This is a genomic window from Ruegeria sp. BE3 (genome assembly GCF_056538865.1).
The window spans coordinates 275,838-297,497 of record NZ_JBQFTW010000002.1; the positions used below are offsets into that span (position 1 = coordinate 275,838).

25 protein-coding genes are annotated in these 21,660 nt (G+C 60.5%); 18 read left to right on the forward strand and 7 right to left on the reverse strand.

Annotated elements, in window-relative coordinates; translation table 11 throughout:
- Positions 1-73: 73 nt before the first annotated feature.
- Positions 74-628, forward strand: coding sequence for a YqgE/AlgH family protein (locus ACR0AZ_RS08760; protein WP_480667241.1), 555 nt, complete (start codon positions 74-76; stop codon positions 626-628).
- Here ACR0AZ_RS08760 and ACR0AZ_RS08765 read toward each other — a convergent pair.
- A complete protein-coding gene (locus ACR0AZ_RS08765) occupies positions 625-1,572 on the reverse strand; it encodes an L-threonylcarbamoyladenylate synthase (RefSeq protein ID WP_480667242.1) in 948 nt (315 codons plus the stop codon). The genes ACR0AZ_RS08760 and ACR0AZ_RS08765 overlap by 4 nt on opposite strands.
- Before the next feature lie 132 nt (positions 1,573-1,704).
- Between ACR0AZ_RS08765 and ACR0AZ_RS08770 the strand changes: the two genes are divergently transcribed.
- From ACR0AZ_RS08770 to ACR0AZ_RS08800, 7 genes are all read left to right on the forward strand, one after another.
- Entirely contained in the window at positions 1,705-3,408 is a 1,704-nt protein-coding gene (locus ACR0AZ_RS08770) for an acyl-CoA dehydrogenase family protein (protein WP_480470952.1), read from the forward strand.
- A complete protein-coding gene (locus ACR0AZ_RS08775; RefSeq protein WP_480667243.1) occupies positions 3,408-4,454 on the forward strand; it encodes an MBL fold metallo-hydrolase in 1,047 nt (348 codons plus the stop codon). Before ACR0AZ_RS08770 ends, ACR0AZ_RS08775 begins: the two co-directional genes overlap by 1 nt.
- 4 nt (positions 4,455-4,458) lie before the next feature.
- Positions 4,459-4,911 carry a DUF6173 family protein gene (locus ACR0AZ_RS08780; protein WP_480470950.1) on the forward strand — a complete coding sequence of 151 codons (453 nt, stop codon included), beginning with the start codon at positions 4,459-4,461 and terminating at the stop codon, positions 4,909-4,911.
- A gap of 64 nt (positions 4,912-4,975) precedes the next feature.
- Positions 4,976-6,814 carry a glycerophosphodiester phosphodiesterase family protein gene (locus ACR0AZ_RS08785; RefSeq protein ID WP_480667244.1) on the forward strand — a complete coding sequence of 613 codons (1,839 nt, stop codon included), beginning with the start codon at positions 4,976-4,978 and terminating at the stop codon, positions 6,812-6,814.
- Complete coding sequence (locus ACR0AZ_RS08790) at positions 6,801-7,355, forward strand: hypothetical protein (RefSeq protein WP_480470948.1); 555 nt, start codon at positions 6,801-6,803, stop codon at positions 7,353-7,355. Before ACR0AZ_RS08785 ends, ACR0AZ_RS08790 begins: the two co-directional genes overlap by 14 nt.
- Positions 7,356-7,423: 68 nt before the next feature.
- Complete coding sequence (locus ACR0AZ_RS08795; protein WP_480470947.1) at positions 7,424-7,558, forward strand: aa3-type cytochrome c oxidase subunit IV; 135 nt, start codon at positions 7,424-7,426, stop codon at positions 7,556-7,558.
- Positions 7,559-7,579: 21 nt separating this feature from the next.
- Positions 7,580-8,212: a hypothetical protein gene (locus ACR0AZ_RS08800; RefSeq protein ID WP_480470946.1), complete on the forward strand. Its 633-nt coding sequence runs from the start codon at positions 7,580-7,582 to the stop codon at positions 8,210-8,212.
- Here the strand turns inward: ACR0AZ_RS08800 and ACR0AZ_RS08805 are convergent.
- Complete coding sequence (locus ACR0AZ_RS08805; protein WP_480470945.1) at positions 8,201-8,533, reverse strand: AzlD domain-containing protein; 333 nt, start codon at positions 8,531-8,533, stop codon at positions 8,201-8,203. The genes ACR0AZ_RS08800 and ACR0AZ_RS08805 overlap by 12 nt on opposite strands.
- A complete protein-coding gene (locus ACR0AZ_RS08810) occupies positions 8,530-9,240 on the reverse strand; it encodes an AzlC family ABC transporter permease (RefSeq protein WP_480470944.1) in 711 nt (236 codons plus the stop codon). Before ACR0AZ_RS08810 ends, ACR0AZ_RS08805 begins: the two co-directional genes overlap by 4 nt.
- On the opposite strand from ACR0AZ_RS08810, the gene ACR0AZ_RS08815 reads away from it, so the two are divergent.
- From ACR0AZ_RS08815 to ACR0AZ_RS08830, 4 genes are read left to right on the forward strand one after another with little or no spacing between them, the layout of a single operon-like run.
- Positions 9,239-10,180, forward strand: a complete 942-nt coding sequence (locus ACR0AZ_RS08815; protein ID WP_480667245.1) for a formate dehydrogenase accessory sulfurtransferase FdhD — start codon at positions 9,239-9,241, stop codon at positions 10,178-10,180. The genes ACR0AZ_RS08810 and ACR0AZ_RS08815 overlap by 2 nt on opposite strands.
- A complete protein-coding gene (gene mobA, locus ACR0AZ_RS08820) occupies positions 10,173-10,829 on the forward strand; it encodes a molybdenum cofactor guanylyltransferase MobA (RefSeq protein WP_480667246.1) in 657 nt (218 codons plus the stop codon). Before ACR0AZ_RS08815 ends, mobA begins: the two co-directional genes overlap by 8 nt.
- Positions 10,826-11,317, forward strand: coding sequence for a molybdopterin-guanine dinucleotide biosynthesis protein B (gene mobB, locus ACR0AZ_RS08825; RefSeq protein ID WP_480470941.1), 492 nt, complete (start codon positions 10,826-10,828; stop codon positions 11,315-11,317). The genes mobA and mobB overlap by 4 nt, the downstream gene beginning before the upstream one ends.
- Entirely contained in the window at positions 11,314-12,579 is a 1,266-nt protein-coding gene (locus ACR0AZ_RS08830; RefSeq protein WP_480470940.1) for a molybdenum cofactor synthesis domain-containing protein, read from the forward strand. The genes mobB and ACR0AZ_RS08830 overlap by 4 nt, the downstream gene beginning before the upstream one ends.
- Positions 12,580-12,584: 5 nt before the next feature.
- On the opposite strand, the gene ACR0AZ_RS08835 is transcribed toward ACR0AZ_RS08830, so the two are convergent.
- The 3 genes from ACR0AZ_RS08835 to ACR0AZ_RS08845 all read right to left on the reverse strand — a co-directional run bounded on the left by ACR0AZ_RS08835 (position 12,585) and on the right by ACR0AZ_RS08845 (position 14,682).
- On the reverse strand, positions 12,585-13,577 hold the full coding sequence (locus tag ACR0AZ_RS08835) for a hypothetical protein (RefSeq protein ID WP_480470939.1): 993 nt from the start codon (positions 13,575-13,577) through the stop codon (positions 12,585-12,587).
- Between the two features lie 16 nt (positions 13,578-13,593).
- A complete protein-coding gene (gene greA / locus ACR0AZ_RS08840) occupies positions 13,594-14,064 on the reverse strand; it encodes a transcription elongation factor GreA (RefSeq protein WP_480470938.1) in 471 nt (156 codons plus the stop codon).
- 237 nt (positions 14,065-14,301) lie between these two features.
- Positions 14,302-14,682: a VOC family protein gene (locus tag ACR0AZ_RS08845; protein WP_480667247.1), complete on the reverse strand. Its 381-nt coding sequence runs from the start codon at positions 14,680-14,682 to the stop codon at positions 14,302-14,304.
- An 85-nt stretch (positions 14,683-14,767) separates the two neighbouring features.
- Between ACR0AZ_RS08845 and soxR the strand changes: the two genes are divergently transcribed.
- From soxR to ACR0AZ_RS08865, 4 genes are all read left to right on the forward strand, one after another.
- The gene (soxR, locus tag ACR0AZ_RS08850; RefSeq protein ID WP_480659247.1) at positions 14,768-15,223 is read left to right on the forward strand and encodes a redox-sensitive transcriptional activator SoxR; all 456 of its coding nucleotides are present in this window, start codon (positions 14,768-14,770) and stop codon (positions 15,221-15,223) included.
- 136 nt (positions 15,224-15,359) lie between these two features.
- Positions 15,360-17,006 carry an electron transfer flavoprotein-ubiquinone oxidoreductase gene (locus ACR0AZ_RS08855; RefSeq protein WP_480667248.1) on the forward strand — a complete coding sequence of 549 codons (1,647 nt, stop codon included), beginning with the start codon at positions 15,360-15,362 and terminating at the stop codon, positions 17,004-17,006.
- 154 nt (positions 17,007-17,160) lie between these two features.
- A complete protein-coding gene (locus ACR0AZ_RS08860; RefSeq protein ID WP_480667317.1) occupies positions 17,161-18,816 on the forward strand; it encodes a tetratricopeptide repeat protein in 1,656 nt (551 codons plus the stop codon).
- Positions 18,806-19,627 (forward strand): 4-(cytidine 5'-diphospho)-2-C-methyl-D-erythritol kinase, encoded by an 822-nt coding sequence (locus ACR0AZ_RS08865; protein WP_480667249.1) that lies wholly within the window; start codon positions 18,806-18,808, stop codon positions 19,625-19,627. The genes ACR0AZ_RS08860 and ACR0AZ_RS08865 overlap by 11 nt, the downstream gene beginning before the upstream one ends.
- Here ACR0AZ_RS08865 and ACR0AZ_RS08870 read toward each other — a convergent pair.
- Complete coding sequence (locus tag ACR0AZ_RS08870; protein ID WP_480470933.1) at positions 19,620-20,618, reverse strand: polyprenyl synthetase family protein; 999 nt, start codon at positions 20,616-20,618, stop codon at positions 19,620-19,622. The two genes, ACR0AZ_RS08865 and ACR0AZ_RS08870, sit on opposite strands and share 8 nt — an antisense overlap.
- 56 nt (positions 20,619-20,674) lie before the next feature.
- Here ACR0AZ_RS08870 and ACR0AZ_RS08875 point away from each other — a divergent pair, with 56 nt between their 5' ends.
- Both ACR0AZ_RS08875 and ACR0AZ_RS08880 read left to right on the forward strand, forming a co-directional pair.
- Positions 20,675-20,890 carry a putative signal transducing protein gene (locus ACR0AZ_RS08875; protein ID WP_480470932.1) on the forward strand — a complete coding sequence of 72 codons (216 nt, stop codon included), beginning with the start codon at positions 20,675-20,677 and terminating at the stop codon, positions 20,888-20,890.
- Entirely contained in the window at positions 20,887-21,654 is a 768-nt protein-coding gene (locus ACR0AZ_RS08880; protein WP_480667250.1) for a tRNA1(Val) (adenine(37)-N6)-methyltransferase, read from the forward strand. The genes ACR0AZ_RS08875 and ACR0AZ_RS08880 overlap by 4 nt, the downstream gene beginning before the upstream one ends.
- The last annotated feature ends 6 nt before the right edge of the window (positions 21,655-21,660 follow it).

Below are 21,660 nucleotides of genomic sequence, written 5' to 3' on the forward strand. Positions count from 1 at the left end.
GGCTGATCCCTTGCCATTCCGGCTTCCGCAGGGTCATTCTAGGATCATCCTATGGCGCAAGAGATGTCTGCTGATGGACCTTACGGGAAAACTGTTGATTGCGATGCCCGGCATGGGCGATCCACGATTCGAGCATTCGGTCGTGTATATCTGCAGTCATGGCGAAGACGGCGCGATGGGCTTGATCGTGAACAAGCCCTCGGATCTGCGAATCAAGACCCTGCTGGAACAGCTCAACATCCCCTGCCGTGTTCCGGTGGTGGGGGAACGTCTGGTCCAGTTCGGCGGCCCGGTCGAGATGTCGCGTGGTTTTGTCCTGCACAGCTCGGATTACGAGGCCAATTTGCATTCGATGCAGATTTCCGAAGATTTCAGCATGACCGCCACGCTGGATGTGCTCGAGGATCTGGCCTCCGGCAAGGGGCCGCTGAATTCGATGTTGACGCTGGGCTATTCCGGCTGGGGTCCCGATCAGCTTGAGGATGAGATCGCGATGAATGGCTGGTTGACCACCGATGCGACCTCGAAACTGGTCTTCGACGTGCCCGACGATGAGAAATGGGAGGCCGCTTTGGCCACGCTCGGGGTTGATCCTTTGTCCCTGTCTGCCAGCGCAGGCCGCGCCTAGTCGCGTGGGGCTGCCGCGCGGCGCAGGCGGTCGTTGATGGCTGCGCCCAGTCCGTGGTCCGGTATCGGGGATACTGCAATCGGTTTGCCGGTTTCGTTCAGCGTGTGCAAGGCGGCGAATAGATTGGCGGCGGCCTCGGGCAGGCTGCTGCTCTCAGACAGGTTCAGATCGCAATCGACCCGTCCAAAACCCAGCAGAACTTCATCCCCTTGGCGCGACCCGGCGTTCAGGCGGACCGGCGCATCTGGTGCGTAATGCGATTGCAACTGCCCCGGAGCGGTCAGAAGATCACCCGCTTGATGGTGATGCAATTCCGTCTGCAGAACGTCTTCAATCTGTTCCAAAGCAACCCCACCCGGGCGCAGCAGAGCCGGGGCACCGGCCAGACCGACAATAGTGGATTCAAGCCCGACACCACATGGCCCATCATCCAGAATCGCTGCAATGCGCCCCTCCAGCCCTGCCCGGACATGCGCCGCCGTGGTCGGGCTGATCTGACCGGAAGGATTGGCCGAGGGGGCTGCCACCGGGCCATCGAACGCCGCCAGCAATGCCCGCGCAGTCGGATGTGCGGGCACACGGACGGCCAAAGTATCCAATCCGGCGGTGACAAGCGATGATATCCCGTGGTCGGCGCGCAAAGGTAGAACCAGTGTCAGCGGACCGGGCCAGAAGGCCTGCGCCAATTGCTCGGCCTGATCGGTCCATTCAACGAACCGTTTCGCAGTCTCGGTCGAGGCGACATGGGCGATCAGCGGGTTAAAGCTGGGCCGTCCCTTGGCCTCATAGATCGCGGCCACTGCCTCTCCGTTTCGTGCATCACCTCCGAGGCCATAGACAGTCTCGGTCGGGAAGGCGACCAGTAGCCCCTGCCGCAACAGGTCGGCGGCCTGAACGATGCCATCCGCGTCTGCGGATAAGTCTTGAGTACCGAGAAGGGTCATGGATCGTGACGCCGCGTTTTGGTTGCTTGCAGTTCAGGTAACGGTAGGTAATCGTGCCAGCCCAGATGAATACCGGCGTGGGGCCGGGATTCCAACCCCACGCTGACAACTTGCCAGACTCAGAGGGAAACAATGCCCTATCGCGCCCCGATCTCAGACTATGAATTCCTGTTCCGCAACGTGATCGGATTTGACCAGATCGCCGCGACCGAGAAATTCTTGGAAGCCAGCGAGGACGTGGTCAGCGCCATCCTGACCGAAGCGGGGAAGATGTGCGAAGAGATCATGGCACCGCTTCAACGCCCCGGTGATCTGGAACCCGCCCGGTTGGAGAACGGTGTATTGCGCACCTCTCCGGGCTACGCGGAAGGGTGGAAAGCAATCGCCGAAGGCGGTTGGATCGGGATGAGCGGTGACCCCGAATATGGCGGCATGGGCCTGCCCATGACCATGACCACCGCCGTGAATGAGATGATGAGCGCCGCCTGCCTGTCGCTGCAGCTGGCTCCGTTGATGACCCAGGGCCAGATCGAAGCGTTGGAGCATCACGCAAGCGACGCGTTGAAAGCGCTCTATCTGCCCAAGATGATGGCGGGCGAATGGTCAGGTACCATGAACCTGACCGAACCGCAGGCCGGATCGGATGTCGGCGCGCTGACCTCGAAGGCCGAGGATAACGGTGACGGCACCTATTCGGTGACCGGCCAGAAGATTTACATCTCATGGGGCGACAACGACTTTACCGAGAATGTCTGCCATCTGGTTCTGGCCCGCCTGCCGGACGGCGTGCCGGGGACCAAAGGCATATCGCTGTTTCTGGTGCCCAAGTACATCCCTGATGAGAACGGCAATCCCGGCGTGGCCAATGACCTGAAGGTGGTTTCGCTGGAACACAAGATGGGTCTGCACGGCTCGCCCACCTGCGTGATGCAATATGACGGGGCCAAAGGCTGGCTGGTCGGTAAAGAGCATGGCGGGATGGCCGCGATGTTCACCATGATGAATAACGCGCGCCTTGGCGTCGGCGGGCAAGGCGTGGGGGCCGCCGAAGGAGCCTATCAGCACGCGCTGGCCTATGCGTTGGAACGCAAGCAAGGCAAGACGCCCTCAGGCACGATTATTGACCACGCAGATGTGCGACGGATGTTGATGAGCATGCGGGCAGATGTATTTGCGGCGCGGGCGATCATGTTGGCCAATGCCGCCGCGATCGACATGGCGCAGGCCACCGGTGAGGCCGATTGGGCAGCACGAGCGGCGCTTCTGACGCCGATCTGCAAGGCGTTCGGCACAGAGACCGGTATGCGCGTATCCGAGACCGGGGTGCAGGTGCATGGCGGTATGGGGTTCATCGAAGAAACCGGTGCGGCACAGTATTACCGCGATGTCCGTGTGACCGCGATCTATGAAGGCACCAACGGCATTCAGGCCATGGATCTTGTGGCGCGCAAGATGATAGACGGGGGTGAGGCGGCCTCGAACCTTCTGGATGAGATCGAGGATCAGGCCGAAAAAGCCCGCGCCACCATGCCGGAACTCGCCGGTCCGGTGTGGGAGGCCACTGAGTCACTGCGTGAAGCCACCGAGTGGATCGTCGCGCAATCAGACATGAACAACCGCTTTGCCGGGGCGGCGGCCTATCTCAAGGCTTTCGCGCGGGTGTTGGGTGGGCACTACCATTTGTCTGCCGCTTTAGCCGACCCCGATGGACCGCGCGCCAAACTGGCAAGGTTCTACATCAACGCGTTGCTACCCGAACATACCGGCCTTCTGGCACAGGCGCAGAACGGGGCGGATGACCTATACGCACTTAGCGCAGAGGAGTTGGCGGTCTGATGGATGGCGAGGCTCCACAAGTGATGCGATACCCGTGGGAGGAACCACCTGCTCCCGGCGAATGGGTCGAGGTTGCCGAGGGGGTTTTGTGGATCAGGCTGCCTCTGCCTATGGCGCTGGATCATGTGAATGTCTACGCGCTGGATGATGGTGACGGTTGGACAATCGTCGATACCGGGCTTTCTTCGAAGAAAACGCGTGCCATCTGGCAGAACCTGATGGCAGGGCCTCTGGCCGGTAAGCCTGTCCACAGGGTTGTGGTCACCCATCACCACCCCGACCATGTGGGCAACGCGGGCTGGTTCCAGTCCGAACATAGCGCCGAACTGGTTACCAGCCGCACCGCCTGGCTGTTCGCCCGAATGCTGACGCTGGACGTGCAGGAGAACTGGCCGAAGGAAACGCTCGATTACTATCGCAGCGCCGGAATGGACGCGGATGTGTTAGCGGGTCGGATGGCCGAGCGGCCCTTCAACTTTGCCGACACCGTCTACCCTATGCCGCTGGGCTTTACCCGGATCAAACAGGGTGATGTGATCCGCATGGGGGGGCGTGATTGGGATGTCCACATGGGCAATGGTCATGCGCCGGAACACTGCACGTTCTGGAGCCGCGACGACAATCTGGTGCTGACCGGCGATCAGATTCTCAGCTCGATCAGTTCCAATCTGGGCGTCTATGCGACCGAGCCCATGGCCGATCCGGTGGCCGACTGGTTAGAGGCCTGCGAACGCCTGCAACCATTGGCCCGGCCTGATCATCTCGTTCTGGGTGGTCACAAGCTGCCGTTCACCGGATTGCCCACCCGCATGCGTCAGTTGATCGACAATCACCACGGCGCATTGGAACGTTTGCTAAACGACCTCGACCACCCCAAAACCGCCGCCGAGTGCTTTCCCCCGCTGTTCAAGCGCCAGATCAAGGGCGGTGAATACGGCCTCGCGCTGGTCGAAGCGGTTGCACATGTGAACCATCTCTACCACATTGGAGCTGTCACCCGGACGCGCCGCGCGGACGGGGCGTGGGAGTATCAGCGCAAAGGGTAGAGCGATGCAGGACCAGATCGAAACCTCGGCCGAAGCGGCGGAATCCGCAGCTTTACCACGATGCTACGAGGTGCATGCCAACCCCGAGGCGGCCTCGGGCAACAAGGATCTGCCCAAAACTTTGCAAGCGCCGGTCGAAACCAAAAGCCCGGCGCAATGGGCCTATGAGCGGCTGATCATGTATATCCAGAACTTCGAAAAGACGCTGGATGGCGATCAAGAGGTCGCCATGGGCTTTACCGGCGGCGATGCCGGTGTGATGCGGATTGAAGGCATGGGTTATTTTGATCCCGATGTGATCACCTTCTATGGCTCGGATGGCGGTGGGGCGAAGACCCAGCTTGTTCAGCATGTCAGCCAGTTGAACGTGATGCTGCGCGCTCTGCCCAAAACGGTCGAGGATAAACCGGCCAATCGCATCGGGTTCCGACTGGCGGCTGATCTGGAAGACAACTAACGCACACTCTTGCAATTCATGCTTTCGCAGCCTTGAATGAGATCATCATTCAGGAGGGTGTTGCGTGACCAATTTCTCAGCCGTTACAACCGCCTATCGCGGCGCATGGGCGCGGCGGCGCGTCTTTGTGCCGATCTATCTGGCGGTGCGGTTGCTGCTGGTGGCTTTGATCGCGCCGGGGGTGGCCATCGCGGTCAATTTGGCCGTCTCCCTGTCGAATCAATCGGCGCTGACCGATCAGGACATCGCCATGTTCCTGCTGTCGCCTGCGGGCTTCATCGCAGCAGTTGCGGTGCTCAGCCTGTTTCTGCTGGCCGAAGTCTTTGTGTTCTCGGTCATGGCCGGTTCATTGCGGATGGGTGAGAGCGATCCGTGGCGGGCAGGCAGTGCCTCCATCCGTTTGATCTTGACCCGCCTGCCTGCGCTGTTCGGCTTTGCGGCGCGTTTCATCCTGCGCGTTTTGCTTCTGGCACTGCCCTTCGTGCTTGTGGCCGGAGCAATAGCGTGGTGGACGCTGACGGAATACGACATCAATTATTACCTCACATTCCACCCACCTTCATTCTGGGTCGCGGTGGTCCTGATCGGTTTCGTGGTTCTCTGTCTGGCGTGGGTTTTGATCCGCAAGCTTTCGGCCTGGGCCTTGGCGCTGCATCTGGTGCTGTTCGAAAGTTGCACGCCAGCGCAGGCCTTTGATCGCAGCGCCGAGCAGATGGAAGGGCGCCGTGGCCGCCTCAAGATCGAACTTGCCCTGTGGCTGGTCCTGCGCATCGTCATCGCATCGCTGATCGCAATCGTTGCCGGGTTCTTCTTCGATCTGGTGCCGCTGCAAGAGGGTACGAACCTGCGCCTCGCCCTGATCCTCAGCCTGATCGTTGCCGGACTCTGGTCGCTGGCCGGGTTGGTGCTGGCTGCAATCGCGCTGGGGGCGCTGGCGGTTCTGTTGGATGGGTTTTTTGATGCAAAGGGCAAAGAAGTGCCCCATCCCGAACCTGGTAATCTGCTTGCGCCGCTATATGCCGTGGTCGGGGGCGCGGTCGTCGCTCTGCTCATCGGGCTCTGGTTCGGGCAGGAACTGCTGGAACGGGTGCAGGCTCCAGATCATGCGGATGTCATTGGCCATCGGGGCGCGGCGGCGTTGCGACCCGAGAACACGATGGCGTCGGTTCTGAAGGCGATTGAGGATGGCGCCGACTGGGTTGAGATCGACGTGCAGGAAACCGCAGACGATGTGGTCATCATCGCCCATGACAGCGATTTCATGAAATTGGCGGGCGTGCCGCTCAAGGTGTGGGACGCGACCATGGAGGATGTGGCCGAGATCGATATCGGCAGTTGGTTCGGCCCTGAATACGCCTCGGAACGTACACCCACGCTGCGTGATGTTCTGGAAGCTGCTAAAGGCAAATCCAAGGTCATCATCGAGTTGAAATACTATGGTCACGACGTTGATCTGGAAAATCGCGTTGCTGCGATTGTCGAAGAGCTAGGGATGCAGGACGACATCGCCACCATGTCGCTGAAATACCCGGCAGTGCAGAAGATGAAAGCGCTGCGCCCCGATTGGCGGGCGGGGGTTCTGGCGGCAACAGCGATTGGCGACTTGTCGGGGCTGGAGGGCGATTTCGTGGCCGTGAACGCGGCAACTGTTTCGCCAGGCCTCATCCGCTCGGTCCACGAGGCGGGCAAAGATATCTATGTGTGGACGGTGAATGATCCGCTGCAAATGTCGGCCATGGCTTCAATGGGGGTCGACGGGCTGATTACCGACCGTCCGGCGATAGCCCGCGAAGTGCTGCGTGTTCGGTCCGAGATGGGACCGGGTGAACGGCTCATGCTGTGGCTGGCGACCACCTTTGGTCTGTCGGTTGACACTGCCGAGATGCGCGATGAAAGCCCTTAAGCTTGCCACCTTTCTGGCCTGCTGCGCGCTGCCCGCTGCCGGACAGGACCTGATGCGCAACGTGGAAATGCCAGCGCACCGGGTGTTGATGAGCTCCATCGAAGGGGCCGAACTGATCCCGTTCGAAACCGATGGCTGTTCGGGCGGGTTATCATCAAGCTGGCGTCTGGTCGCCGAGACTTTCCCCAAGTTCAGCCTGCTCTATGAAGAGCATCCGCCCTGGGAATATTGCTGTGTCACCCATGACCGCGCCTATCACAACGCAGGCGGCGCATCACAGGCCGAGGCCAGCTTTGACGCCCGCCTCGCGGCTGATGACGCCCTGCGTGCCTGCGTCAAAGCCCACGGTGTGACCCATGCCAAGGACTATGCCGAACGCTACGACATGACACCGGAGCAGATCAAATCCGTCCATTCCATCACCTCCGAGGCGATGTTCCTGGCGGTGCGTTTTGGGGGCGGTCCCTGCAGTGGGTTGCCCTGGCGCTGGGGGTTCGGTTATCCGGGCTGCACGATCTTTGGTTCAACTGCGCGCGATTGACGTCGTGACAGGCCCTGAATTTTGCATTATCCAACATCTCAAACACGCGAATTGGGATTCTTACGAACATGGCTGATCACAAGCACGGCGAGATGGACATCACCGTTCAGACCAAAACCTTCGATGGTTTCGTCAAATTCACCACCTGGTGCGTGGTGGCGATTGTCTTCCTTTGCATTTTCCTGGCGGTTTTTGCGTCCTAATCGGTCCCCGAGGCGCGTTCCGTGTTCAGGTTTCTGATAGCCTGCCTGTTGGCGGTGACCGTCGCGGGTTGCGCCGGTTCGCAGCGCCCGCAGGCAGATTCGTCTGAGATTGTGGCCCGATCCTATCGTGATCCGGGGCCATCGACGTTGACGCTCTATACCATGATCAGCACGCGCACCGGGTCAGGCGCGCATACATCGTTGATGATCAGCGGCAGCGAACGCGTGATCTTCGATCCTGCCGGGTCCTTCCGGGCGGATGTGGTTCCGATCAAGAACGATGTGCTTTATGGCATCACCCCGAATGTCGAACGGGCCTATCGCAGCAGCCATGCGCGCGAAACCCATTATGCCCGCATCCAGACCATCGAAGTGACCCCGCAACAAGCCGAGATTGCGCTGCAACTGGCCAAACAGATGGGGCCAGTGGCAGGGGCGTTCTGCGCGAACTCAACCTCGCAGCTGTTGCAGCAGGTACCGGGATTCGAGCAGATCAGCACGACCTTCTATCCGGTGAAACTGTCGGACCAATTCGGGCAGGTCCCGGGGGTTGTCACCACCGAGTATCGTGAGAGTGACTCGGCTGATCTGCAGCAGGGGCTGGCAGAAAACAACGCGCGGCTCAATCAGCTCGAAGCGACCTCAACCAACTAGATAAAGCAGACCATAGAGCGTGGCTGCGCCGGTAAAGATCGCCGCCAGCACATTCTTGGTAACGTACCCGACTGTCAGCGCCACTGCGGCTGCGGCCATGCGCGGCAAGTCCGGTTGCCCGTCGGTTGCCGATGGCCAGACCACAAGCGGCGCGATCAGGGCAGGGATAATCGCAACGGCGGTGTAACGCAGGTGGCGCAGCAGCCAGGGCGGCATCGGGCGATCTCCGACTAACCCGATGAAGGTGAATCGCAGAAGATAGCTTCCAACTGCCAGACCGATGATGATGATCCAGATAGTCACGTTGTCGATCTGGGTCATGGCTTGCTCCGCTCCAGCATCAGTTCGGCTTGCGCGCCGGCAATCATCCCGGCGGCACCTGCGATCAGAAGGCCAAGGTTAAACGGCACTGCGACGGTGAGCAGAGCAACCACAATCGCAACAAGTGCGGCAACCACATGCGCAAAGGTGCGCATCATCGGCCCGATCATGGCCAGAAACGTGATCGGCAAGGCAAAGTCCAGGGCCCAGCTTTCCGGGATCTGCGTGCCCAGCACCGCCCCCAGATAGGTGCCCAGAATCCAAAGTGGTGTGATCGGTGTGACCGAACCGACGAAATAGATCATGCGTTGGGGCACAGACATATCAGGTTCTTTTTCAAACCGGACCATCGAGCAGGCATAGGATTGATCGACAATCAGATAGGCTGCACAGGCGCGCTGCCACAATGGTGCCGCGCCCAAGTAAGGCGTCAGCGAGGCCGAATACATCGCGACCCGCAGGTTCACAGCCAGCGCTGAGATCAGGACGATCATTGTGGGGGTATTGTCCTGCAGCAATTGCAGCGCCGTGAATTGCGCCGCCCCGGCAAAGACGGTGGCGGAAAAGGCCAGTGTTTGAACGACATTAAACCCCGCCTCGGTCGCGAAAACGCCGAACAACAGACCAAAGGGCATCGCGACAAAGACAAACGGCGTTCCGTCGCGAAAACCTTTCCAGAAGTATGACTTGGATGTGGCAGAGGTCATGGCTAAATCCTATGGTGTTGCGAGCAGCAGTAGCCGTCTTGGGAAAGGGTTGCAATTGGCCACGGAATTGGACCTGTCAGACTATCTCATCGCGCCCGATCCTGGGGCCGCCCGCCTGACCCGTGCCGTGGAAGGCGTGGATCAGAATGGTGAGGTCAGCCAGATCTCGGTGGTCGAGGAACGCCCGCTGACGATTTTTCTAAACTCGCAGGAAATCGTGACGGCGATGACCATTGGTGACTATCCCGAGTATCTTGCGCTGGGGTTCCTGCGCAATCAGGGCATGCTGCTTGCGGATGATGAGATCACGCAGGTCGACTATGACGACGATCTGGAAACCGTGGTTGTGCGCACCGCGCGTGAAACCTCGTATGAGGACAAGCTGAAGAAAAAAACCCGCACGAGCGGATGTGCCGTGGGCACGGTTTTTGGTGACATGATGGAGGGGCTTGAGGACGTGCGTCTGCCGCAGGTCTCGGTGCGCACCTCGTGGCTGTATGATCTGGCCGCCAAGATCAACCGCACCCCGTCGCTGTACCTTGAGGCCGGGGCGATTCATGGCACCGTGCTGTGCCGTGAAAACCGCCCGCTGGTCTATATGGAAGATGTGGGCCGCCACAACGCCGTCGACAAGATCGCGGGATGGATGCTGTCCGAGGGTGAGGGGGCCGCGGACAAGATCCTTTATACGACCGGTCGTTTGACCTCGGAAATGGTGATCAAAACGGCGATGATGGGCATTCCGGTTCTGGCCTCGCGCTCCGGCTTCACCGCTTGGGGCGTCGAGATCGCGCGCGCGGTCGGCCTGACTCTGATCGGTCGGATGCGCGGGCAGCGGTTCGTGTGTTTGTCAGGTGAGGATCGTCTGATGCGCGACGTGGACCCGGCGACTGTAGCGGTCGAGGATAAGAAACATCGCAGGAAGAGTGCCAATGGCTGAACAACAGCAAAAGCCGTTGGGCGTTATTCTGGCTGGTGGCCTCGCGACCCGCATGGGAGGAGGCGATAAAGGGCTGTTGCAGATCGGTGGAATTAGCCTGCTGGATCGCGTGATAGATAGGCTGCGGCCTCAGGTGGACGGTCTGTCGCTCAACGCGAACGGAGACGCCTCTCGGTTCTCTGAGTTGGACTTGCCCGTGATCGCAGATTCGATTGAGGGTTTCGCCGGACCGCTGGCCGGTGTTCTCGCAGGTCTCGATTGGGCCGCTGAACAAGGCGCGCAATCCATCGTGACGGTTGCCGCGGATACACCGTTCTTTCCGCGTGATCTGGTGAGACAGTTGGTACGGGCTTCCGATGGGCAGAAATATCCCCTTGTACTTGCCACAACTCCGCGCACTGGCGATGAAGCATTGAAATCCGGCGGCGGCAAACGCGTGAACCGGCACCCGACCTTCGGCCTCTGGCCCGTCGCGTTGCGCGATGATCTGCGGGCGGCGCTGAAGGACGGGCTGCGCAAGGTGGTGCTTTGGACCGATCAGCACGATGGGCGCGAAGCCCTGTTTCCGGCCGAGCCCTTTGACCCCTTCTTCAACGTCAACACTCCCGATGATCTTGCCCGCGCCGAGACACTGTTGGAGCAGGCATGAGGATCTACGGCGTCACCGGCTGGAAAAACGCGGGCAAAACCGGGTTGATGGAGCGGTTGGTGGCTGAAATCACCGGTCGTGGTCTCACCGTTTCCACCGTGAAACACGCGCATCATTCCGTTGACGTCGACCAACCCGGCACCGACAGTTATCGCCACCGCGCGGCAGGCGCATCAGAGGTGCTGCTGGCCTCGGGGCAGCGCATCGCAGTGATGCAGGAACTGCGCGGCGCGCCGGAGCCGTCTTTGGCAGATCTGCTGGGCCGCCTCTCGCCGGTTGATCTGGTATTGATCGAAGGCTTCAAACGCGAATCCCATCCCAAGGTCGAGGCGTTTCGCGCTGTTGCGGACAACCCGCTGATCGCCCCCGGTGATCCATCCATTCGAGCGATTGCAAGCGATACTCTATTGGACACGGATCGTGTGGTTTTCGATCTGAACGACACCACCGCCATCGCGGATTTCATACTGAAAGAGGTCGGGTTATGAGCAAACCGGATATCACGCCTCCGCCCCTGCGCGACGATTGTTTTGCGCTGCCCGCCGGGGTGAAATGGACACCGGTCGATGACGCCTTGGCGCTATTGCGCGACCGTTTGACGGTGGTGACCGGGGTAGAAACCGTGCCTTTGATGCAGACCGTTGGGCGCATTCTGGCAGAAGATGTGATTGCCAAACGCTCCAATCCCCCGCTGCCGAATACGGCGGTGGATGGCTATGGCTTTGCCGGGGCCATACCCGAAGGCCCCTGCGTTATGCCGTTGATTGAAGGGCGGGCGGCCGCAGGCGTTCCGTTCGAAGGGGTAGTGCCGCAGGACCACGCGATCCGGGTTCTGACCGGGGCCGCTCTGCCAGAGGGTGTGGAGACAGTCATTCTGGAAGAGGACGTGACGGTTCAGGACGGTCACATTGCCTTTCACGGCCCGCTGAAACAGGGGGCCAATGCGCGAAAGGCGGGCGAAGACGTCGCCGAGGGTGACGTCGCGTTGGCCGCAGGGCGGTATGTCACGCCGGCGGATCTGGCGTTGATGTCGGCGGTAGGCATTAATGAGGTCCCGGTCCGTAAGGTCCTTCGCGTGGGTATTCTGTCCACAGGCGATGAATTGGTCGAACCGGGCGGCGCTGTGGGACCCGGGCAGATTTACGATGTCAATCGCCCGATGTTGCTGTCTCTGATGGCGCGTATGGGCTTCGATGCGGTCGATTTAGGGCGTGTGCCCGATGACCGGGACGCGTTGAAACAGCGACTGGACGACGCAGCGACGCAAGCTGACGTGATCCTGACCAGCGGCGGGGCTTCGGCGGGGGATGAGGACCATGTCTCGGCCCTGCTGCGTGAGGCGGGGGCGATGCAGGAATGGCGCATCGCGTTGAAACCGGGGCGGCCTTTGGCGCTGGGTATGTGGCAGGAAACTCCGGTATTTGGTCTGCCCGGCAACCCCGTGGCCGCGCTGGTCTGCACGCTGATCTTCGCCCGCCCCACATTAAGCCTGATGGCTGGTGCAGGATGGCAGGAACCGCAGGGCTTTGATGTGCCCGCCGCGTTCGAGAAACGCAAGAAACCGGGCCGTCGCGAGTACTTGCGCGCGCGAATTCGAGAGGGCCGAGTCGAGGTGTTCCGGTCCGAAGGCTCTGGCCGGATCAGCGGGCTCAGCTGGGCCGAGGGGCTGGTCGAGATCGAAGACGGCGCGCGCCATATTCAGCCGGGTGATCCAGTGCGGTTTTACCCCTACGGAAGCTTCGGTCTCTAAACGCCTTAGTCAAACGTCCCCGCCACGCGACCAACCAGCATGAAGGCTCGCGCCGTTCGGGTCTCACCCAGTGCAGTCAGTTCGGCGTCGCTGGCCTCGGGTTCGAAATCGGCGATCATGTGATCGAATCGGCGCAGGAAGTGATGGGCCGCATCGCGAAAGATCGGGTCCTGCTTCATCCGCGCCGCCGTCAGCGCCAGCGAGGACCGGTCGCGGATGCCGCCCAACGTGGCCACCGCCCGCCCGCGCTCGCCATGCGCAAACTGTCGCCAGACTTCAGGCCGGGCCATGTCGGGGCGCAAATCGTCCATATAGATCCCCTCCTGGCTGAGGAGGGTCAGAACGTCTTGCGAGGCCTGCACCAGCTTTGCCGCCTTGCGATCCTTCAGCGCAACGCGCAGAGCGTTGAAGCCTTCCTTGTCATCCTGGGTTTCCGGAAAGTTCAACGCACGGATGAATACATCCCGGGCCAGCGGCGGCGTGATCTCTTCCGCCGATGTGCCCAGCTCCAGCGAAGTCTGATTGGCAGGCTCAGACGATCGCTTGCCGGGCCGCGTCGGCTCGGCGCGGTTGGTCGAGAATGTGGCCAATGCACTTTCGGTTTTCTTGGCGGTCTCGGCAATTTCGTCCAGTTTTTTGCCAACCGTCGGCTCATAGGTGCTGGCCGCGCGCTGTTGCTGCGTGACATAGCTGTTGCGGATGGCATCGATCGCAGTCTGAAGCCGGGCGCTTTCCTCGCGCATGATCCGGCTGGCACGCATCGCCAGCGCCGCGACCCAGATCATCGCGACCGGCAGGAACACGGCCAGAGCCGTAACGATAAATCCGCCCTGTCCGGCGCCGGGCAGCACCAGAAACACCACGGCCACGACCAGCCACAACAGGCTGAGCGCACCTGCCGCGATTTCGATCCCGGTCACCGAAGGGGAACCGGGTCGGTCATAGATGCCCAGAGAGGTCGGTTTCTTATCTTCCGGATCAGGGTCGGTGTCGGACATGACGTGACGCTCCGGATCAGGCGTATTCGATGCTCAGAATTTCGTATGAGCGCACACCGCCGGGGGTGCGGACCTCGACGCTGTCGCCTTCATCCTTGCCGATCAGGGCGCGGGCGATAGGGGATTTGATATTCAGAAGGCCCGCTTCGATATTGGCCTCATATTCACCCACGATTTGCCAGGTCTTTTCCTCGTCGGTGTCTTCATCGACCAAAGTGACCTTGGCCCCGAACTTCACCGCGCCGGACAGCTTGGTCGGATCGATCACATCAACCAGCGACAGCACGCCCTCAAGTTCTTTGATGCGACCTTCGATAAAGCCCTGCTTTTCACGGGCCGAATGGTATTCGGCGTTTTCCTTCAGGTCGCCGAGTTCGCGCGCCGAGGCAATCGCCTCGATGATCGCCGGTCGCTCGACCGATTTGAGGTTCTTCAACTCTGCCTCGAGCGCGGCATTGCCCGCAGGCGTCATGGGGATTTTTTCCATAGTCTTGTCGTCCACGCAGAAATTGTGACGCCCCGCCGCAGGGTGATAGCGTCGGGGCGAAAGATGGGTCAGCAATTACCTGACCCAAATGAGGCGTGAATTGCAAGAGGGCAGGCGCGCCTTCTGGCGCAACCTGCAACTTAGCGCCGTTTTGGCGGCGGCATAGCTCGCCTATGACGGTGTCTCAGAAGGTCACCGCGCCGCCAGCGATGGGCGTCGGTTCCGAGCCAGAGCAGCTCAATCATACTGGACCACTTCGAATTCGATGCCATTGTCGTCGCGGAAATAGAACCTGCGGCCTGGCTCGTAATCGGCGTGATTGTGCGGCTCGAACCCGGCCTTTTTGACCTTCGCCTCGGTGGCATCCAGATCTTCGACCAGCACCCCCACATGGTTCAGGCCACCAACGATGTCATAGCTGCTGTTGTTCAGTGGCTTTGGATTGCCCGGGTTATAAAGCGCAAGGTAGGTGTGGGGCCCGCCCACATGCACGGTATAGCCGCCGGCTATGGCCGGACCCTCCCACCGCGTTTTCCAGTCAAAGACGTCCTGCATCCACGCCGCCGACGCCTTGGGGTCGCGGACCGTGAAGTTGGTGTGTTCAAGCGTTGCCATCATGGGAGCTCCTTTACGATTTGGCTTGTCCCGACTCACCGTAATTTCTAAACCTAACTTTAGGTCAAGGATTATTTGTGAGGATGAGATGGCGGTTTCCGAGGGGCTTGCAATTGGCGCATTGGCCCGGCGCACTGGGCTGGCTGTTTCAGCGATCCGGTACTATGAGGCGCAAGGTCTGATCGCGCCCTGGCGCAATGCCGGAGGGCAACGCCGATACCAGCGGGCCGATATCCGGCGGCTGAGTTTCGTCATGATTGCGCAGCAGTTCGGCCTGACCCTGCCTGAGATACGTGAAGTGCTATCAGGCCTGCCGGGCAATCGAACACCCACACCACAGGATTGGAAAGACATCAGTCAGGGGTTGCGCGCTCATCTCGACGCGCGAATCGATACTTTGATACGGTTGCGCGACAATCTGGACGGATGCATCGGCTGCGGGTGTCTCAGCTTGCCCAAATGCAGGCTTTACAACCCCGATGACCGGGCCAAAACCCATGGCAGCGGCCCCAGATACCTGATGGGTGATGCGCCAGAGGCGTGAAGTGTCGAATAGAGGCATTGTTACGCCGTGTTTCGATTGACCTATGTCTTTCTCAGCATGTAATCAGCCGTGAAACAATATTGCGCCGACCACGCAGTGAAAGCGCCAATTCGGAAAGTTAGCTAGGGAGCCCGCGATGGCCGAGATTGAACGCGAAGCGATGGAATATGACGTGGTGATCGTGGGTGCAGGCCCCGCGGGCCTGTCAGCGGCCATCCGTCTGAAACAGCTGGATGCCGACTTGAATGTCGTGGTACTGGAAAAAGGCTCGGAAGTGGGGGCGCATATCCTGTCGGGTGCGGTGCTGGACCCTTGCGGTCTGGACGCGCTGATCCCGGATTGGAAGGAAAAGGGCGCGCCGCTGAACGTTCCGGTGCATGAAGACAACTTCTACATGCTGGGTGAGGCCGGTAAGCTGCGCATCCCCAATTTCCCGATGCCGCCGCTGATGAACAACCACGGCAACTACATCGTGTCGATGGGCAACGTCTGCCGCTGGATGGCTGAACAGGCCGAAGAGCTGGGTGTTGAGATTTTCCCCGGCATGGCTTGCTCTGAAATGGTGTATGGCGAAAACGGCGAAGTCAAAGGCGTCGTGGCAGGTGTGTTTGGTCTGGAGCCCGATGGCTCTTACGGTCCCAACACCGAACCGGGCATGGAGCTGCACGGCAAATACGTCTTCCTGTCGGAGGGCGTCCGGGGCTCTCTATCCAAGGAGGTTATCGCCAAATACGACCTGTCTGCCGGTAAAGAGCCGCAGAAATACGGCGTCGGCATGAAAGAGATCTGGGAGATCGACCCGGCCAAGCACAAAGAAGGCAGCGTCACGCACACCATGGGTTGGCCGCTGGGCAGCAATGCAGGCGGCGGGTCGTTCATCTATCATCTTGAAAACAATCAGGTCTATGTCGGTTTTGTGGTTCACCTGAACTACAAGAACCCGCATCTGTACCCCTACATGGAATTCCAGCGCTTCAAGCATCATCCGATGGTGGCTGACCTGTTGAAGGGCGGCAAGCGTGTGGCTTACGGCGCACGGGCGATCACCGAAGGCGGCTATCAGTCGATGCCGAAACTGGTAGCTCCGGGCGTGGCGCTGCTGGGCTGTTCGGCGGGCATGGTCAACGTGCCTCGCATCAAGGGCAACCACAATGCCATGCTGTCGGGCAAAGCCGCGGCTGAGGCCGCCTATGACGCCATCAAGGCCGAGCGTTCGGGTGATGAGCTGACCGCTTATGAAACCGACGTGCGCGATGGTGCCATCGGCAGCGATCTGAAGAAGGTGCGCAACGTTAAACCGCTTTGGTCGAAATACGGCCTGACCGCCTCGCTAATGCTGGGCGGCATGGACATGTGGACCAACACGCTGGGCTTCTCTCTGCTGGGCACTCTGGGCCATGGCAAGAACGACGCGGAATCGACCGAGGATGCCAGCAAGCACCAGCCTATCGACTACCCGAAACCCGATGGCGTGCTGTCCTTCGACCGTCTGACCAACGTATCTTTCGCGGCGACCAACCACGAGGAAAGCCAGCCCTGCCACCTGCGGCTGGCCGACCCCGAAATCCCGGTCAAAGTGAACCTGCCCAAGTTCGATGAGCCGGCGCAGCGTTATTGCCCTGCAGGCGTGTACGAGATGGTCGAGGATGAGAACGGTCCGCGATTCGTCATCAACTTCCAAAACTGCGTCCACTGCAAAACCTGCGACATCAAGGATCCCAGCCAGAATATCACCTGGACCACGCCGCAGGGCGGGGATGGCCCGAACTATCCCAACATGTAAGCGAAAAGACGGGCTCTGGCAGGGTCGTGAAGGCTCTGCCATTGCCTCTTGCCTGCCGAAGCCCTAGCTTATCGTACATTCAATGATAGCAAGGCAGATATCGGTGGTTTCCCTGGTTCGACGCACGGCACTGGCCGTGATCCTCAGCTCCGCAATGACGCTTCCCGCGATGGCGGATACGGGCTCGTATCTGGCCGGTCGGCAGGCGATCTATCAGAGCGACTATCCTGCGGCAGAACGCTATTATTCGCAGGCGCTGAAGACCGACCCCCAAAACGCCAAGCTGCTTGAGAATGTCGTGGTGGCACGGCTTGCCCTTGGCCAGATCAAGCGCGCGCTGCCCGTGGCAGAAACCATTGAGGCCAACGGCCTGCCGAGCCAGGCGGCGCGGATGGTCATTTCCGCCAACCTGATTGCAGATGGCGCGCTCGAAGAGCTTCTGGCCCGTGATCCCGAGACACAAGGCGTCGGCCCGCTAGTTGACGGGCTGATGGCCGCCTGGGCCTATATGGATCAGGGTGCCATGACCAAAGCGATGGAGCAGTTTGATCTTGTTTCAACGCAGGAAGGTCTGAAGGATTTCGCGCTTTATCACAAAGCCGTTGCGCTGGCATCGATTGGCGATTTCGAAGGGGCTGAGGCGATCTTTGCGGCCAATGACGGAACCGTCGCCCGGCTGTCGCGCCGCGCCGCGCTGGCACGGGCCGAGGTTCTGTCACAGCTGGATCGGAACACGGATGCGCTGCAATTTCTTGACGATGTCTTTGCTGCCGGAAGCGACCCGACCATTGAAAACTATGTCGCGCAGCTGACCGACGGGCAAACGCTGCCCTTTACCCATGTGGGCTCGGCGCAGGATGGCATGGCCGAGGTGTTCTTCTCGGTTGGCGCCGCGCTCAGCGCCGAGGCGTCGCCGGATTATGTCCTGCTCTATGCCCGTATCGCGATGTTCCTGCGCCCCGACCATATCGACGCCATTCTGCTGAGCGCTGAACTGCTGGACGGGCTTGAGCAATATAATCAGGCTGTTGACGTCTATCGTCAGGTGCCGCCGGAAAGCAGTGACTATCACGCCGCTGAGCTTGGTCGCGCCGAAGTGCTCAGCCGATCAGAGCGCAAAGACGCTGCTGCAGAGGTGCTGCAGAACCTGGCCGCGCAAAACCCCGATCTGCCCGGTGTACATGTAGCGCTGGCCGATTTGCGCCGCCAGCAGGAGGATTATGCTGCGGCGGTGACATCATATGACCGCGCGATTGACCTGACCGAGGATGGCATCAGCGGCAGCTGGTTCCTGCACTATGCCCGCGGAATCTCGCACGAGCGGCTCAAGAACTGGGACGAGGCCGAAACCGACTTCCGCCGCGCGCTGGAGCTGAACCCGGATCAGCCGCAGGTGCTGAACTATCTGGGTTACTCGCTGGTTGAGCGGCAGGAAAAGCTGGACGAAGCGCTTGAGATGATTGAACGCGCCGTCGCTGCACGCCCGGACAGCGGGTATATCGTCGACAGTTTGGGCTGGGTCCTGTTCCGTCTGGGGCGCTATGAAGAAGCGGTGGATCATATGGAGCGTGCGGTCGAACTGATGCCGGTCGATCCGGTGGTCAATGACCATCTGGGCGATGTCTATTGGGCCGTGGGCCGTGCCCGCGAAGCCGAATTCCAGTGGAAACGCGCCCTGTCCTTCATTGATCCCGAAGACACCGATGGCGAGGCCGATCCTGAACGCATCCGCCGCAAGATCGAGGCCGGGCTGGACGTGGTGTTGCAGGAAGAAGGCGCTGAGCCTCTGAAAGTAGCCAATGAAGGCTGAGGCGTTTGCGCCCGCCAAGATCAACCTGACCCTGCATGTGACCGGCCAGCGCGCGGATGGCTATCATCTGCTGGACTCGCTGGTTGTTTTCGCCGATGTCGGAGATCGTTTGACGCTAACTTCTGGGCCGGATTTGACGTTGGATGTCAGCGGAGAGTTTGCCGATGGCGTACCCTGTGACGCGCGCAATCTGGTGTGGCAGGCGGCTGAGGCCGTTGGGTGGACCGGGCAAATTCAACTGGAGAAACATTTGCCCCATGGCGGCGGTATTGGCGGCGGGTCCTCGGACGCCGCGGCGGTCCTGCGCAGTTTGACCGCCCAAGGGGCAAAAATGGCCGACACCGTTCCGGTTTCACTGGGTGCCGATGTTCCGGTCTGTGTCCAGGCCTCGGCGGCGCGAATGCGTGGGATCGGCGATCAGATCGAACCGATTACTTTGCCGCCCTTGCCCGCGCTTCTGGTCAATCCGGGTATTCCGGTTCCGACCGGGCCGGTCTTTTCCGCTCTGCAGAGGCGAGACAACGCGCCGATGCCTGCAATGATTCCCGCGTTTGCAACACCGGAAGACTGCGCTGAGTGGTTACTGGGTCAGCGGAACGATCTGGAGGCACCTGCGGCATCCGTGACACCCGAAATCCCGGATGTCCTTGATGCACTGAGCGAGACACGAGACGTGTTTCTGACGCGCATGTCAGGCTCAGGTTCGACCTGTTTCGCGCTTTATCCAACGCTGAAAGCTGCTCATTTTGCGGCCTATGAAATCGGCGCGGCGCACCCTGAATGGTGGTGCCGTGCCGTGACGCTTAGTTGAGGCGCGAAACAACGTAGTCTGCGAGATCACCCAACAAGCTGCGGATTTCATGATCGGGCAGTGCCGCAAGTGCTGCCTTGGCCTTGGCGGCCCAGCCAAAGGCATCAGCGCGCGTCGCGTCCAGCGTGCCGTATTTCGCCATCAGCGACAGGGCATGATCCAGATCGCCGTCTTCCTGACGTCCGCGACCAATCGTACGCTCCCAGAAGGCGTGCTCTTCGGCGGTGGCCTGCGCCACGGCCTTGATCACAGGCAGGGTCAGTTTACGTTCGCGGAAATCGTCGCCTACATTCTTACCCGTCGCCGCGCTATTGCCTTGATAATCCAGTAGATCATCAGCGATCTGGAATGCAATTCCCAGTGCATCTCCGTAGTCGTACAGCGCCTTGACCTGCGCTTCAGACGCGCCAGCGATGACGCCACCCACTTCGGTTGCAGCAGAAAACAACGCCGCCGTCTTGCCGCGCACCACTTGCAGATACACGCCCTCATCCGTGCCCAGATCAGTGGCTGCCGTCATCTGAAGCACCTCACCTTCGGCAATGGTCGCCGAGGCATTGGCCAGAATGTCCAGAACCCGCAATGATCCGGTTTCGACCATCAGCTGGAAACTGCGGGAAAACAGGTAATCGCCAACCAGTACGCTGGATTTGTTGTCCCACAGCAGGTTCGCGGTAGGACGCCCGCGCCGCTGCCCGCTTTCATCAACTACATCGTCATGTAGCAGGGTCGCGGTGTGAATGAACTCGACCGTTGCAGCAAGTTTGACATGATGATCGCCGGAATAGCCGAACAACTGCGCCGCAGCCAATGTCAGCATCGGGCGCAGGCGCTTACCGCCAGCTTCGACAAGATGGGCGGTCACTTCGGGGATGCGCGGGGCATGTTCCGACGCCATACGCGTCCGAATCAGCGTGTTGACCGCTGCCATTTCATCCGCCAGCATCTCTGCCAGACGTTCATGCGGTTTCGAGATTGTGCCGACGTCCATCACACTCCTGATACAAGGCTCGACTTCCGGCTCACCTTGCCCTTACATCCATCCCCATGAAAGAACTATTGCGCAGTACCGATCCGACAATCCTGGCTTTTGCAACGGCTCTCCTTGAAGGCGAGGATATAGACTGCTTTCAGATGGACGTAAATATGAGCATCCTCGAAGGTGGCATCGGAATCTTCCCTCGCCGCCTGATGGTGCGGGCCGACGATCTGAACCGTGCCGAGCGAGTCATGCGTGACAATGAGATCCCGCTGGGGCGATGAAGAGTTTTCCCGACAGCGATCTGACCTGCAATGATTTTTTGGGCGGCCGCGTACGGTTATGGCAACCGCGCTCGGGATATCGGGCGGGGGTTGATCCGGTCCTGCTGGCCGCGTCCGTCCCCGTGCATGCGGGCCAGACGGTGTTGGAGCTGGGCTGCGGGGCCGGTGCCGCCATTCAATGCCTGATGGCCCGCGTGCCGCAATTGCAGGCGACTGGGGTCGAGCTGCAGCAGGCATATGCGGAACTGGCGCGCCGGAATGCGGATGACAACGCTGCACTGACCGTGGTCGAGGCCGATCTGAATGCCTTGCCAGATGACCTGCGCCAGATGCAGTTCGATCACGTCATTGCCAATCCCCCGTATTATCGCGCCGGAGCGCACAGCCCGTCCACAGACCCGGGGCGTAGGGCCGCATTGGGCGAGGATACGCCGTTGCAGGATTGGATCGATGTTGCCGCCCGGCGGCTGGCTCCGCGCGGGTATCTGCACATGATTCAGAAAGCCGACCGTTTGCCCGATATTCTGGCAGGCTGTGCGGGTCGCTTGGGCTCGGTCGAGGTGCTGCCATTGTCGCCCCGCATAAATCGTGCGGCTGAGCTGGTGATCCTGCGCGCCAGAAAAGGTGGGCACGCTGCATTCCGGCTGCTTGCACCGCTGGTGCTGCATACGGGGGACCGGCATGTTCAGGATGGCGAAAGCTATACGCCTCAGGTCTCGGCTGTGTTGCGGGATGGGGCGGCTTTGACGGGGTTGTTCGACTGATCGGCA